Source organism: Massilia sp. LC238, assembly GCF_000735635.1.
Lineage (GTDB): Bacteria > Pseudomonadota > Gammaproteobacteria > Burkholderiales > Burkholderiaceae_D > Telluria > Telluria varians.
Genome location: NZ_JNNN01000025.1, coordinates 84,569 through 97,450 on the forward strand (window position 1 = coordinate 84,569; position 12,882 = coordinate 97,450).

The 12,882-nt window shown below is 67.8% G+C and carries 14 protein-coding genes and 1 pseudogene; 6 read left to right on the forward strand and 9 right to left on the reverse strand.

The window, feature by feature from the left end:
- Window positions 1-12: 12 nt before the first annotated feature.
- The 5 genes and pseudogenes from FG94_RS05760 to FG94_RS05780 form a co-directional block, all read left to right on the forward strand.
- Window positions 13-276: pseudogene (locus tag FG94_RS05760) on the forward strand (peptidase S10); the annotation flags it as partial.
- Window positions 273-617, forward strand: coding sequence for a hypothetical protein (locus tag FG94_RS05765; protein ID WP_051996262.1), 345 nt, complete (start codon window positions 273-275; stop codon window positions 615-617). The pseudogene FG94_RS05760 and the gene FG94_RS05765, both read left to right, overlap by 4 nt.
- A gap of 203 nt (window positions 618-820) precedes the next feature.
- Window positions 821-1,039, forward strand: a complete 219-nt coding sequence (locus FG94_RS05770; protein ID WP_051306099.1) for a hypothetical protein — start codon at window positions 821-823, stop codon at window positions 1,037-1,039.
- 95 nt (window positions 1,040-1,134) lie between these two features.
- Window positions 1,135-1,671, forward strand: a complete 537-nt coding sequence (locus tag FG94_RS05775) for a hypothetical protein (protein ID WP_051996263.1) — start codon at window positions 1,135-1,137, stop codon at window positions 1,669-1,671.
- Window positions 1,672-1,740: 69 nt separating this feature from the next.
- Entirely contained in the window at window positions 1,741-2,064 is a 324-nt protein-coding gene (locus FG94_RS05780; RefSeq protein ID WP_036208296.1) for a hypothetical protein, read from the forward strand.
- Window positions 2,065-2,096: 32 nt separating this feature from the next.
- Here the strand turns inward: FG94_RS05780 and FG94_RS05785 are convergent, their stop codons facing one another.
- Both FG94_RS05785 and FG94_RS05790 read right to left on the reverse strand, forming a co-directional pair.
- Window positions 2,097-4,340 (reverse strand): xanthine dehydrogenase family protein molybdopterin-binding subunit, encoded by a 2,244-nt coding sequence (locus tag FG94_RS05785; RefSeq protein ID WP_036208298.1) that lies wholly within the window; start codon window positions 4,338-4,340, stop codon window positions 2,097-2,099.
- Entirely contained in the window at window positions 4,337-4,816 is a 480-nt protein-coding gene (locus FG94_RS05790; protein ID WP_027863559.1) for a (2Fe-2S)-binding protein, read from the reverse strand. The genes FG94_RS05785 and FG94_RS05790 overlap by 4 nt, the downstream gene beginning before the upstream one ends.
- A 163-nt stretch (window positions 4,817-4,979) precedes the next feature.
- Here FG94_RS05790 and FG94_RS05795 point away from each other — a divergent pair, with 163 nt between their 5' ends.
- Window positions 4,980-6,965 carry a diguanylate cyclase domain-containing protein gene (locus FG94_RS05795; protein ID WP_036208300.1) on the forward strand — a complete coding sequence of 662 codons (1,986 nt, stop codon included), beginning with the start codon at window positions 4,980-4,982 and terminating at the stop codon, window positions 6,963-6,965.
- A 213-nt stretch (window positions 6,966-7,178) separates the two neighbouring features.
- Here the strand turns inward: FG94_RS05795 and FG94_RS05800 are convergent, their stop codons facing one another.
- The 7 genes from FG94_RS05800 to FG94_RS05830 form a co-directional block, all read right to left on the reverse strand.
- On the reverse strand, window positions 7,179-8,528 hold the full coding sequence (locus tag FG94_RS05800; RefSeq protein ID WP_036208302.1) for an erythromycin esterase family protein: 1,350 nt from the start codon (window positions 8,526-8,528) through the stop codon (window positions 7,179-7,181).
- A gap of 16 nt (window positions 8,529-8,544) precedes the next feature.
- Window positions 8,545-9,342 carry a hypothetical protein gene (locus FG94_RS05805; RefSeq protein ID WP_152570862.1) on the reverse strand — a complete coding sequence of 266 codons (798 nt, stop codon included), beginning with the start codon at window positions 9,340-9,342 and terminating at the stop codon, window positions 8,545-8,547.
- A complete protein-coding gene (locus FG94_RS05810; protein ID WP_036208307.1) occupies window positions 9,339-10,061 on the reverse strand; it encodes a phosphoribosyltransferase in 723 nt (240 codons plus the stop codon). Before FG94_RS05810 ends, FG94_RS05805 begins: the two co-directional genes overlap by 4 nt.
- A gap of 109 nt (window positions 10,062-10,170) precedes the next feature.
- The gene (locus FG94_RS05815) at window positions 10,171-10,641 is read right to left on the reverse strand and encodes an Hsp20/alpha crystallin family protein (protein WP_036208310.1); all 471 of its coding nucleotides are present in this window, start codon (window positions 10,639-10,641) and stop codon (window positions 10,171-10,173) included.
- A 267-nt stretch (window positions 10,642-10,908) separates the two neighbouring features.
- Window positions 10,909-11,751, reverse strand: coding sequence for an S-formylglutathione hydrolase (gene fghA / locus FG94_RS05820; RefSeq protein ID WP_036208312.1), 843 nt, complete (start codon window positions 11,749-11,751; stop codon window positions 10,909-10,911).
- 60 nt (window positions 11,752-11,811) lie between these two features.
- Entirely contained in the window at window positions 11,812-12,390 is a 579-nt protein-coding gene (locus FG94_RS05825; RefSeq protein WP_036208314.1) for a chromate transporter, read from the reverse strand.
- Window positions 12,387-12,882, reverse strand: a 496-nt coding sequence (locus tag FG94_RS05830) for a chromate transporter (protein WP_036208367.1), incomplete at its 5' end; no start/stop codon positions are given. The genes FG94_RS05825 and FG94_RS05830, both read right to left, overlap by 4 nt.

Below are 12,882 nucleotides of genomic sequence, written 5' to 3' on the forward strand. Positions count from 1 at the left end.
GGGAAGCTGAGTCTGCCAATTGTCGGCCTTATCCCGGACCTCGCCGCAGCCCTGACGCTCGATCCCGCGCTGAAACCGATCGCCATGAGCGGCTACCATGACTTGGCGACACCCTTCTACCAGACCGAGCTCGACCTGGCGCGCCTGGGTGCAGGCAACGCAATCCAGATCCGCAACTACGACAGCGGCCACATGAGCTACCTGGACGACCGCGTGCGCCGCCTCCAGAAGGCGGATCTGCGTGCTTTCTACAACAGCGTATCGGTGGCACAATGAAGATCATGCTGCTCTTTTTCTTCCTCCTGGGTACGGCGGGTGCGGCTGACGCGCAGGTGCCGCTTGGCGCCGACGCCCAGCTTCCGCCGGCATTGCGGAACCGTCCGGCCGACGCGTCGCCGGCGGCGGGGGCGGCGCTGCGTGCGCAGGCGCTGGCCAAGCTGGAGGCGCAGTTCCGGGCGGCCGACCTGGATGGCAACCGCACGTTGTCGCGCGAGGAGGCGAAAGGGTTTGGATTCGTCTCCCGGCATTTCGACGCCATCGATACCCGGGGGCGCGGGGCCGTCAGCTTCGACGAGCTGCGCGCCTATCTGGAAGGGGCGCAAGCCAGGCGGCGCTGAGCGGCACGCCAGGTTCCGGGCGGACGCCGCCGCAGGAGCGCTCCTACGTCAAGGCAAGTGTCGAGCACCTTGCCCCTTTCTGCACATCGCGGTAAGTTGGCGATACCAAACCTGAGATAGGGAGAACCGCCATGCGCGCATTGATCGTGACGGCAGCAAGCGCCCTTTGCTTGCTCGGGTGTGCGACGCCCCAGGAAAAGGCAATGCAGCAGCAAGCCGAGATGGAGCGCCTGATCACCGAATTCGGACCAGCCTGCACCCAGCTGGGTTTTGCAGTCAATTCCGACCCTTGGCGGAACTGCGTCGTCCAGCTGGCCGAGCGCGACGGTGTCCGACGCGGCGGCGTATCGACCTCGATCTTCGGCGGCTTCGGCAGCGGGGGACGCAGCGGCCTGGGGATCGGCATCGGCATCGGGCGCTAGCGTGAGCGCAGCCAGCCTTAAGTGAGTTTCCACGCATATCTTTAGGCTGGGACATGGCATCATTCGCGATGAGATCCTCATCCGAAAGGAAAACCATGAAGTTTGCAGTCCATGCCATGCTCGGCTTGTCGCTGGTCGCCGTGAACCCCGCCTTTGCCGCCGCCGCGGCGCCGCCGGCACAGGTTGCGGCGCAAAGTCCTGCCCACGTCAAGGCCGTGCAAGACCTGCTGGCCGCCATGCAGGCCGAGAAAACACTGCGCGGCGTCGCCGCGCGCAGCCGCTATCCGAGCGAAGCACAGCGCAAGGACGTGTTCGCCAAGCTCGACCGCACGCCGCCCGCCGAGGTCCATCGGCGCCTGGCGCTGCCGATGGCGAAGGTGATCTCCGTCGATACCGCGACCGAGATGACCCGCTTCTACAACACGCCCTACGGCAAGCAGCTCATCCAGCAAAAGTTCAACAGCGGTCCGCAGATCATGTTCCCGGGCGCCAAGCCGGTCGTGCCGCCGGAAGAGAAGAAGGAGCGCAAGCGCGCCGCCTACGTCAAGGCCAGCAAGGAGCTCGCCGATGCGCAGCCGGTGCTGGAGAGCGAAGCCTTCAAGCTGCTGCAACAGATCAGCAAGGGGCGCTAAAAGCAGGGTGAGCGCCGGCCCGCGCGCATTTCTGGTACGGTCTCTCCAACAGGAATCGATGGAGGCACCATGAACAAGCAGATCGTACGTGTGATCGAAAACGTGCAGGATGCGGAGCGCGCGCGCCAGGCGCTGCTGGACGCGGGCTTCGACCGGGATGGCATCGAAATCAGCCATACCGGCGACGAGGCCGGCCCGTCGGAAGCCAATTTCACGGTGGGCGACTCGCCCGCGGTGAAGGGCGGCACCGACTACAAGGACGTGTACACGCCGGGACTCGAGATCGGCAAGTGCGTCGTCACCGTCACCGCCGACGAATCGCGGCTCGAGAAGGCGGCGTCAATCCTCGAGTATCACGGCGCCAAGGACAACGACCCGGCGCACAGACACTAAAGCAACGGGCGCCATCCCGCGCCCCTTATCCATCAGCTCCAGCTAAGGTCGGTCTTGCTCAGTGGCAGCTGACGCACCCGCTTGCCGGTCGCGGCAAAGATCGCATTGCATACCGCCGGCGCCAGCGGCGGCAGGGCAGGCTCGCCCAGGCCCGTTACCGGATTGTCGGTCTTGATGAAGTGCGTCTCGATCCTGGTCGGGGTATCCGGCATGCGCAGCAACCCGTAATCGTGGAAGTTGCTCTGCACGATGCGGCCCTTCTCGATGTTCAGCTCCGGGAACATCATGGTCGACAGGCCGTCGATGACCGAACCTTCCACCTGGTTTTCGGCGCCCGACAGGTTGACGATCTGCGAACCGACGTCGGCCGCCACCATCACCCGGTCCACCTTCAGCTTGCCCTCGCGCGACACGGTCACCTCGGCCACCTGCGCCACGTAGCCGCGGTGGCTGAAGTGGAAGGCGATGCCCTGGCCCTGGCCGCGCGGGAAGCTCTTCTTGCCCCAGCCGGCGCGCTGCGCCACTTCGACCAGCACGTTGCGCATGCGCTTGACGTCGTAGGGCTGGCCGCGTTCGAAGCTGGCCGGCACCAGGTCCTTGCTGCCCAACAGCTCGAGGCGGAACTCGAGCGGATCGCGTCCGCCGGCATGCGCCAGCTCGTCGATGAAGCTGTGCAGCACCCAGGAGAACACGCAGCTGCCCGGCGCGCGCCACGGGCCCATCGGCACCCGGGTTTCCAGCATGGTCTGCTCGAACAGGCAGTTCTCCAGCCAGCGGCCCGGGAATTCGTCGCTCGAGAGGTTGCCGCCGCTACCCGGTTGCAGGACGCTCTTGCCCTCGCGCTCGACGCGGTTGGCGAAGGTCACGAAATGGTTGTGCCAGGCCACCGCCTTGCCGGCCGCATCCACACCGCCGCGCAGGAAGTGGAAGCCGCCCGGGCGGAAGTGGTCGTGCTGCAGGTCGTCCTCGCGGGTCCAGGTCAGCTTGACCGGCGCCGCGACCCGCTTCGCGATGGCGGTCGCCTCGACGATGAAGTCCGAGCTCAGGCGGCGCCCGAAACCGCCGCCGCTGCGGATGATGTGGAGCAGGATTTTTTCTTTCGGGATGCCGAAGGTCGATGTCACCAGGGCCTGGCCGGAGCCCGGGTTCTGGGTCGGCGCCCACAGTTCCAGCGCGCCGTCTTCCTTGAACCAGGCGGTGCAGTTCTGCGGCTCCATGCTCGCGTGCGAGATGAAGGGGTAGCTGTAGGCCGCTTCCACCACCTTGGCGGCCTTGCCCAGCGCGCCCGGGACGTCGCCGTCCTTGCGTACCGTGGCGGCGCCGGCCTTCTTTGATGCGGCCTGGGCCTGGGCCGTGAAATCGGCCCAGCTGTGGTTCGCGCCTTCGCCTTCGTCCCACGTCACCTGCAGCTCGCGGCGGGCGCGCAGCGCGGCCCAGGTGGAGGTGGCGACGATCGCCACGCCCGGGCGCAGGCCGTTCAGGTTGCTGGTGCCTTCGACGATGAAGGCATCCTTCACACCCGGCATGGCCTTGATCGCATCCAGGTTGGCCTTGACGGGCTTGCCGCCGAAGACCGGGCACTTGGCATACACCGCGTACAGCATGCCGGGCAGGCGTACGTCGATGCCGAACAGCGGACGGCCAGCAACGATGGCCGCGTTGTCCACGCCGCCGATGCGGGTGCCCAGCAGCTTGTAGGTGGACGGGTCTTTCAGCACCACGCTCTTCGCATCGGGCACCGGTAGCTTCGACGCCGCTTCCACCAGGGCGCCGTAGGCGAGGCGGCGCTTGCTCTGGCCGTGGACGACGGCGCCCTTGGCCGCTGCGCATTCGGAGACCGGCACGCTCCAGGTATTGGCCGCGGCCTGCACCAGCATCATGCGGGCGGCGGTGCCGAGGCGGTGGAAGTTCTCGTAGTTGTTCGGGGTCGAGGTCGAGCCGCCGGCGCCCTGCGGGCCGTACAGGGCGGGGTCGAGGTCGCCCTGGACGACGCGCACGTCCTTCCAATCCACCTCGAGCTGTTCGGCGATCACCATCGGCAGCGAGGTCTTGATGCCTTGCCCGATCTCGGGCTGCTTCGAGATGAGCGTCACGCGTCCGTCACGGCCGATGCGAATGAAAGCGTTCGGGGTGAAATCGGCGCTGGCGGCCGTGTTCGCGGCCGCCGCCAGCACGCCTTCGGCCGACATGCCGAGCATGAAGGCGCCGCCAACGGCGGAAGTGCGCAGGAAGCTGCGGCGGGAAGGGGAGGTCGGTGCGCTCTTCAGTTGGCTCATTTCTTGCCCTTTGCGGTGGAAGCGATCTCGGCGGCGCGATGGATGCCGGCGCGGATGCGCGTGTAGGTGGCGCAGCGGCACAGGTTGCCGGCCATCGCTTCGTCGATCTGCGCATCGGTCGGCTTCGGGTGCTGCTTCAGCAGATGGCAGGCGCTCATGATCTGGCCCGACTGGCAGTAGCCGCATTGCGGCACGTCGAGTTCCTGCCAGGCCAGCTGCAGCGGATGCTGCGCCTTCGGGTCGAGGCCCTCGATGGTGGTGATCTTCTGCTTGCCCAGGCTGGATACCGGCGTCAGGCAGGCGCGCGCCGGTACGCCGTCGATGTGCACGGTGCAGGCGCCGCACTGGCCGAGGCCGCAGCCATACTTGGTGCCGACCAGGCCGAGGCTGTCCCGCAGGGCCCACAGCAGCGGCGTGTCGGGTTCGACCTCCACGGCCTGCGTCTTGCCGTTGATGTGCAGCGTGTATTTACTCATGCGGAGCCTCGTTGTTTGCGGGGAAGAAATAAGAGCGAATCCGACATGCTAATCCAATCGAACGGTCCGAACAATACTGACGGATTGCCTGTCTAACGGAGCGGTATGGATACAAGGAACGTGTAATACTTTGTCATCCTGCTGATCCGTTTCGTGATATTTCATGACCCAACAAGGTCCACGCCTGGCATCGGCGAACCTCAAGCTGCGGCTGGCCTCGGTGGCAGCCGTACTGGTGTTCGCTGCCACCCTCCTGGTAACGCTCTCGACGCTGTCGGTGGCCGAGCGCGACATGAAGGGCGTGATCGGCGACCAGCAGTACACCCTGCTGTCCGGCGCGGCCTCGTTCATGGACGACCGCCTGGCCGAGCGGCTGGGGCAGGTCGAAGCGCTCGCCGCCGGCATTCCGCCACGTCTGCACACCGACTGGGCCGGGCTGCGGGCTTTCCTCGCCGACCAGATGAAGTTCTGGGACGCCAACGAATACCTGAACCTGGTGGTCTTCGATGCCGACGGCGAGCTGCGCCTGTCGGTGCGCGAATTGCCCGGGGCGGCGGCCCTCACCGCGCGCGGCACCGATTACTTCGAGCGCACGCTCCAGACGCGCAAGGGCGTGATCTCGCGGCCGATCCGCAGCCGCCTGACGGGCAACCACATCGTGGTCTTCAGCGCGCCGGTACTGGACGAGTCGGGCAAGGTGGCGGCGGTGCTGACCGGCAGCGTGGACCTGCGGCGTTCCGGCTTCCTGCGCCAGATCAGCACCCTCAAGCCGGGCAAGACCGGCTACCTGTTCCTGATGACGGCCGAGGGCATGGTCATCGACCATCCCGACGAATCGCGCCTGTTCCAGCACGTCGGCCGCACGCCCGGCGTGAACCGGGGCACCGACCGCGCCCTGGCCGGCTTCGAGGGCTGGCTCGAAACCGAAAGCAAGGACGGTACCGATTCGATCTACGCCTACAAGCGCCTGCGCTCCACCGGATGGATCCTGGCGGCGCGCTATCCGAGCGCGGAGGCCTTTGCCCCGATGGACAGGATGCGCCACAACGCCTTCTTCAGCGCCGGCGGCCTGGCGCTGGCTTCCGGCCTGCTGGCCTGGGTGCTGGTGTTCCGGCTGCTGGCGCCGCTGCAGGACCTGCGCGACAACGTCGCCGCGATTCGCGAGGACGGCGCCGACATCGACGTGCTGCGCGACGGGCGCAAGGACGAAATCGGCGAACTGGGGCGGGCCTTCCATGCGCTGATGGCCGAGCGCGAGCTGGCCGAGAACCACCGGGCGGCCAGCGAGCGGCGCCTGCGCATGATCACCGACAACCTGCCTGTCCTGATTGCCTATATCGACCGCCGCCACTGCTTCCGCTTCGGGAACGCCACCTACGAAAAGTGGTTCGGCATCACGCCCGAGCAACTGGTCGGGATGCCGGTGGCGAAACTGCTGGGTGCGGAAACCGAGGCGGACATCTCGCCGCACCTGGAGCAGGCCTTCGGCGGGCAGGCGGTGACGCACGAGGTGCGCATTCGGGTGCAGGGCGAACCGCGCATCCTGCAGGGCACCTACATCCCGGACCAGCAGCCGGACGGCAGCGTGGCGGGTGCGTACGCGCTGGTGCACGACATGACCCACGTGAAGGAAGTCGAGGAGCAGCTGCAGCAGCTGGCGCGGGTCGACACCCTGACCGGCATCGCCAACCGGCGCATGTTCGGCGAGACCCTGCACCACGCGCTCGACCGCGCGCGCCGCAGCGGCAAGCCGCTGGCCCTGGCCTACCTGGACATCGACCATTTCAAGAAAATCAACGATACCCATGGACACGGCATCGGCGACGAAGTGCTGAAGGAATTCGCGCGCCGCCTCAGCGCCGGCGTGCGCGCCACCGACACCCCGGCGCGCCTGTCGGGCGACGAGTTCGTGGTCATCCTCGAAGAAATCGGCACGCGCGTCGAGGCCGAGCACATCGCGGGGAAGATCGTGGAAAGCATGCGGGTGCCGTTTCGCACCAGCTCCGGGCCGGTGCAGGTCTCGACCAGCGTCGGCGTGGCGCTGTCGCAGCCGCGCCAGCCGCAGGAACAGCTGCTGGCGGCGGCCGACAGCGCGCTGTACCTGGCGAAGGGGCAGGGGAGGAATGGGTATGCGTTTTTCGAGGGCTGAGCCTCGATACTGCTCATCAGCGCGCTTGACCCGCTGACCCGTCAACGTCGTTCCGGCGAAGGCCGGAACCCAATTTTTCATGCAAGCTGGTTCAAGGTGATTGCACCGCAACGCTACGAAACTTGGGCCCCGGCCTTCGCCGGGGCGACGTGCTGAGGGTAACTGTGAACTTGATTGCTTTGGCCGTTCAACAATGTAAGCCTGGGCGCGAGATCACAAGCCCTGCGGATAGGTCTCCGGCGGCTCGTCCGAATGCCAGCCGCTGGTCGCATCCAGCGGCGTCACCGCGCTGCTGCGGTCGATGTGGATCACCGCATCGAACTGACGCGGCAGCTGGGCCATGAAGTAGTGGCTCTGGCGCTCGGTGCGCGGCAGGTAGAGCACGCCGATGGCGCGTTCCAGCCGTTCTTCCATCAGCAGGTCGCGTGCCGCGCCGGGTTCGCGCAGCGGCAGGAAGAAGCGCTCCATGCCGACGCTGTGCAGCAGGTGCTCGTAGCTGCCGGGCATGCCGGGCCGGACGTGTTTGTGTTCGGCAGGGCCGTCCCATTCCGAGGCCGCCGTCACCCGGCCGTCATAGGTGGTGAAACCGATCAGGCAGGCATCCTGGCCATAGGCCTTGCGCGCCAGCTCGCCCACGTTCCATTCGCCCTGGCGCCCGATCTCGGTGGCGCGCGCGTCGCCGATGTGCGAGTTGTGCTCCCAGACGATGATCTTGGCCGGCTTGCCCTCGCGCGACAAGTGCCGCGCGAGCGCGTCGAGGGTTTCGGCCATGTGGCTGTCGCGCAGGTTCCAGGACGAGATGCGCCCGCGGAACATGGTGCGGTAGTACTCCTCGGCGTTCTTCACCAGGCGCGCGTTCTGCTGGGCGTAGAAGAAGGCATCTTCGGCGCTGGCGCCGTCGGCCTGCATGTAGTCGAAGGCGCGCTGCTGCAAATCCTGCAGCGCCGCGTTGACGCCTTTCTGGCACGACTCCGACAGGCCGACGCTGGCCGCATAGCCGTAATGCTGGCTGTCCTGGTCGTAGTGGTCGAAGCAGGCGTAGCGGCGCCGGGTTTCCTCGGCGGCTACCGGGTCGACTCCTTCCAGGTAGCGCACGACTTCCTGGATCGAGGTGAACAGGCTGTACAGGTCGAGGCCGTAGAAGCCGGCCTTGGTCCTGCCACCCCCGGCGCCCGCGGCGTCGTTGCGCTCCCGCAGCCACTCCACGAAAGCCAGTACCGAGGTATTCCTCCACATCCAGGCGGGAAAGCGTTCGAAGCCGGACAAGGCGGCGCGCCCGTCGGTGTCCGCGCCTTCGCCGCGCACGTAGCGGTTGACGCGCCAGGCGTCCGGCCAGTCGGCTTCGACCGCCACCGCCGTGAAGCCCTTTTCCTCGATCAGGCGCTGGGTGATGCGCGCGCGCTCGTCGTAGAACTCGGCGGTGCCATGGGTGGCTTCGCCCAGCAGCACGAAGCGCGCATCGCCGACGAGCTCGAGGAGCGGGTCGTAGTCGGACGCGCTGCCCGTGAGAGGCCGGGCGGCCGCACGCAGGACGCCGCTTTCGTGGTCGGTGACGCTGGCCATGGACGCATCGCCTCGCTCAGTGCAGGTAACGGCTGCCGGATTGCTCGCTTGGGGGGATCATCGGCGCCTGGCCATGCTCGTCCTGCTGGTTCATCTGCGGCAGCCGGGCCGGCATGTTGTCGCTGACGCGGTAGGTCTTGTCGCGCGTGCCTTGCCACAGCAGGGCCAGGCCGGCCAGTCCGATCAGCAGGCCGCCCGGAGAGCGGCGCATCAGGCTGAGCAGGCCCAGCATGCCGCCGCCCACCAGGGCCGGATGGGCTCCTTCGAGATAGTCGGGGCCGCGCTCGTCCCGGGCGCTGCCGCGCGAGCCGCGCAGGCACGCGGACAGTCCGCCGCGCGCACGCTGCCCGGCCTCGAGCTCGCGGGCCGGCTCGTAGCGGTTGTAGCGCGCCGGCGAACGGCTGGTATCGGATTCGTAGCCGCGCATGCTGCTGCCGTCGGCCGCGGCCCGGGCGCGCTCGCGCACGCGTTCCGCACTGTCTTCCAGGCGATGGGTCGCCTCCTGGGCGCCGTGGCGGGCGCGTTCGAGCATCGGCGCCGCCTTGGCCTGCACGCGGTCGGCGCCGCGCGACAGGGCGCTGGCGGCGCTGTCCTTCAGCCCCACCAGGCGGTCGCCGGCGCTGTGCAGCACACCGTCGACCGTCGCCCCGGTGCGGGCGCCGGCTGCGCGCACCGCGGACACTGCGCGCGAACGGCGCGCTGAGCCGCGTTCGGGATCCAGCAGGTACATCAGCAGCGCTCCGGCCGCTGCCGCACCCAGCCATTTACCCACGCTGCCCACATCGGTTGCCGTCTCGGTTGGAATTGGTTTCATGTCCGCTCCTTTCTGTTGTCCTTGTTCCCCTGCTGCCCACCATTCGGCGCGGCGGGCGCCGCCCATGCCTGTGCCAGCAGGTCCTGTACTTCTTCGTCATCCGTCTGCCCGAACGACCGGTAGAACTGGCCGACCGCATGGAAGCGGGGCGGGGCAATCGGGCAGACGACTTCGTCGGCTTCGCGCGCGAGCCGTTCGAGGGTGTCGGGCGCGCCTACCGGCGCCGCCACCACCAGTTGCGCGACCCGGTGCTTGCGCACCGCCTGGACCGCGGCCAGCATGCTGGCCCCGGTCGCAATGCCGTCGTCGACCAGGATCACGCAGCGGCCTTCGAGTCGCGGCGGCGGGCGACCGCCCCGGTAGAGGCGGTCGCGCCGCTCGAGCTCGGCCAGTTCGCGCGCGGCCACCTGGTCCACCTGTTCCTGGGTCACGCCCAGCAGGCCGGGCACGCCCGGCTGCAGCACGCGCACGCCGCCGCTGCCGATCGCGCCCATCGCGTATTCCTCGTTGCCGGGCATGCCCAGCTTGCGCACCAGCAGGACGTCGAGCTCCGCGCCGAGGGCCTGGGCCACCACCAAGGCCACCGGCACGCCGCCGCGCGGCAGGCCGAGCACGATCGGGTCGGCCTGGCCGGCGAGATGCCGCAGGCAGCGCGCCAGTTGTCGGCCGGCGTGGATGCGGTCCTTGTAGCCTTCGGTCTCCGGCATGGTGAAGCGCATAGAACGAAACGTAGCCATGGTAGAACGCAAAACGGCCGCGCCGCGCCGCGGCAGGGCGCCGCAACGCGGGACGCGGACCATGGACTGCGCCGGGCGCGTGGCCGGGCGATTACTGGATGGTCAGGCGGCGTGCTTCAGTACCCTGCTTTTTGGGCAGGCTCAGCTGCAGTACGCCGTTCTCCAGCTTTGCCTGTGCCGAACCGTCGTCGACTTCGGTGGGCAGGGCGAAGCTGCGCATGAACCTGCGTGCGGTGCGTTCAGCATACACCACGGTTTCACCCTCGCGGCGTTCGTTTGCCGAGCGGCATTCCGCCTCGATGGTGACACGCTGCCCGTCGACCGAGACCTTGACGTCCTCCTTGTTCACGCCGGGGAGTTCGGCCTGGATTTCGTAGGTCTTCTCGGTTTCGCTGACGTCCAGCCGCGGCGTCGCGGCAGCTTCGCCGGCCCATTGCCCACCCTGTGCGAGCGGGGCGAAGAAGTCCTGGAACATGCTCTCGACCATGCGCCCGAACTGGTCCTCGACGGCGCCCGGACGGTAGGCCGGGAGCGGGCTATTGCCTCGTCTAATGAGATTCATGATGGCCTCCATGGATAAGGACTAAGAACCTATCCCAGTAGGGAATGAGTCGTTGCTAGCGCGCCTGACAAGCGGGGGCCGCGTTGCTCGTCCTTGCATGGCTCGCCATGCGGCGTCCTCGCGCCTTGCCCGCGCTTGCCATGCATCGCCATCAACTTCCTCCTCCCTACTGGGATAGGTCCTAAGAGTGCCGGTGGGTGCCGGCAATGTCTTTATAGGATGGAGGCAGCAGCTTTTCAAGCGGGCACAGGTGTGTCCGCCTGGTCCTCAGCCAAGCAGCCTGCGGTGGAAGCGCAGGTGGTCTTCCACAAACGTCGAAATGAAGTAATAACCGTGGTCGTAGCCCTCATGCCGGCGCAGGGTCACGGGCTGGCCCGCACGGGCGCAAGCTTCCTCGAAGGCTTCCGGATACAGCTGCTCGGCCAGGAATTTGTCGGCCAGCCCCTGGTCGATCAGGATCCCGCCCGGGAAGGGCGCCGTGTCCATCGCGGCCATCAGTTCGCTCGCATCGTACTGGCGCCAGCTCGCCTGGTCGGCGCCCAGGTAGCCGCCGAAGGCCTTCTGGCCCCACGGGCAGCGCATCGGCGCCGCGATCGGCGCAAAGGCCGACACCGAACGGAACAGGCCTGGATTGCGCAGCGCCATCATGAGCGCGCCATGCCCGCCCATCGAGTGCCCGAAGATGCCCACACGGGCCGGGTCGGCCGGCAGCTGGGCTACTACCTGCTCGCGCAGTTCCAGGATGTGGCTGTACATGCGGTAGTGCTGCGACCATGGCGCCTCGGTGGCGTCGACATAGAAGCCGGCGCCCGCCCCGAAGTCCCAGCTGTCGGTCTCGCCGGGCACGCCGGCGCCGCGCGGGCTGGTATCGGGCGTGACCAGGATCAGGCCTTCCTGCGCCGCCACGCGCTGGGCGCCGGCCTTGATCATGAAGGTCTCTTCGGTGCAGGTCAGGCCGGCGAGGTAGAACAGGACAGGCAGGCGCTTGCCTTCGGCGCCGGGCGGCAGGTAGACGGAAAAGCGCATCGGCAGGCCGATGGCGGTCGAATCGAAGCGGTAGAAGCGCTGGACGCCGCCGAAGCAGGCGTGTTCGCTGAGAAGTTCGAGCATGGGTTCGCTGGATGAGTGGTCAATCCCGCAAGTATGCCCTGTGGCGTTGCAGCTTGCCAGTCACACGAATCCGAGCGCGCCGAGCAGGGCGCCGGCGCCCAGCATCCACAGCAGGTGCAGACGGGTACGCCAGATGAGCAGGCAGGATAGCAGGGCCAGCAGCCAGGCCGGCCAGCTGCTCTTGCCAGACCCGGCGCCGGCGAGCAGCCAACTGGTGGCCAGCAGCATGCCGATCACGATCGGTGCCATGCCGAGGCGAAAGGCGCGCACCGCGCGCAGCTCGCGGTTGCGGTGTCCCCACTGCGCGATGTGGTAGTTGAGGATGGAGGAGGGCAGCAGGATGCCGGCCATGGTCAGCGCCACGCCGCCCAGCGCGGCGCCGAGGCTGCCGGTGTTCATGCCCAGGTGCCAGCCCATCAGCGCGACGAACAGCACGTTGGGACCCGGGGCCGCCTGCGCCAGCGCGATCGCATCGCTGAACTGCGACTGGGCCAGCCAGCCCTTGTCTTCGACCAGGAAGCGCTGCATGTCGGCGCTGACCGAGATCGCGCCGCCGAACTGCATCAGCGACAGCATCAGGAAATGGACGAACAGGCTGAGCCAGTCGTGCCATCCCAGAACGAGCGGAGCCGCCGTCATCGCAGCCTGCGCCAAGCCAGCACGCAGCCGAGCGCACCCAGCGTGGGCAGCACCCAGATCAGCGGCGCACGCAGCCAGGCCAGCAAGGCGAAGGCGGCCGCAGCGATCCCGACCGAGCAGGGAAGCGGGATCGGGTTCCTGGCCAGCGCGCTCGACAGCTTCAGGCCGGTGGCGGCGATCAGGCCGGCGGACACGGCCGCCATGCCGCGCAGCGCGCCGGCCACCGCGGGATGGTCCGCATACTGCGCGTGGAAGGCCGCCAGCACCAGCACCAGCAGCAGCGGCAAGGCCAGCAGGCCGGCGACCGCGGCCGCGGCGCCGGGCAGCCCGAACCAGCGCGCGCCGATCATGATCGACAGGTTGAGCACGTTGGGCCCGGGCATGATCTGCGCCACGGCCCAGTCCTCGATGAATTCTTCCTGCGTCAGCCAGCGCTTGCGCTCGACAATCTCGCGCTGGACGACCGCCAGCACCCCGCCAAAGCCTTGCAGG

Coding starts and splice junctions, on each gene's coding strand:
- fghA (WP_036208312.1), bottom strand. CDS start 11,751: ATGCTCGAACTTCTCAGCGAACACGCCTGCTTCGGCGGCGTCCAGCGC.
- FG94_RS05775 (WP_051996263.1), top strand. CDS start 1,135: ATGAAGTTTGCAGTCCATGCCATGCTCGGCTTGTCGCTGGTCGCCGTG.
- FG94_RS05805 (WP_152570862.1), bottom strand. CDS start 9,342: ATGAAACCAATTCCAACCGAGACGGCAACCGATGTGGGCAGCGTGGGT.
- FG94_RS05795 (WP_036208300.1), top strand. CDS start 4,980: ATGACCCAACAAGGTCCACGCCTGGCATCGGCGAACCTCAAGCTGCGG.
- FG94_RS05780 (WP_036208296.1), top strand. CDS start 1,741: ATGAACAAGCAGATCGTACGTGTGATCGAAAACGTGCAGGATGCGGAG.
- FG94_RS05810 (WP_036208307.1), bottom strand. CDS start 10,061: ATGCGCTTCACCATGCCGGAGACCGAAGGCTACAAGGACCGCATCCAC.
- FG94_RS05800 (WP_036208302.1), bottom strand. CDS start 8,528: ATGGCCAGCGTCACCGACCACGAAAGCGGCGTCCTGCGTGCGGCCGCC.
- FG94_RS05785 (WP_036208298.1), bottom strand. CDS start 4,340: ATGAGCCAACTGAAGAGCGCACCGACCTCCCCTTCCCGCCGCAGCTTC.
- FG94_RS05815 (WP_036208310.1), bottom strand. CDS start 10,641: ATGAATCTCATTAGACGAGGCAATAGCCCGCTCCCGGCCTACCGTCCG.
- FG94_RS05790 (WP_027863559.1), bottom strand. CDS start 4,816: ATGAGTAAATACACGCTGCACATCAACGGCAAGACGCAGGCCGTGGAG.
- FG94_RS05765 (WP_051996262.1), top strand. CDS start 273: ATGAAGATCATGCTGCTCTTTTTCTTCCTCCTGGGTACGGCGGGTGCG.
- FG94_RS05770 (WP_051306099.1), top strand. CDS start 821: ATGCAGCAGCAAGCCGAGATGGAGCGCCTGATCACCGAATTCGGACCA.
- FG94_RS05825 (WP_036208314.1), bottom strand. CDS start 12,390: ATGACGGCGGCTCCGCTCGTTCTGGGATGGCACGACTGGCTCAGCCTG.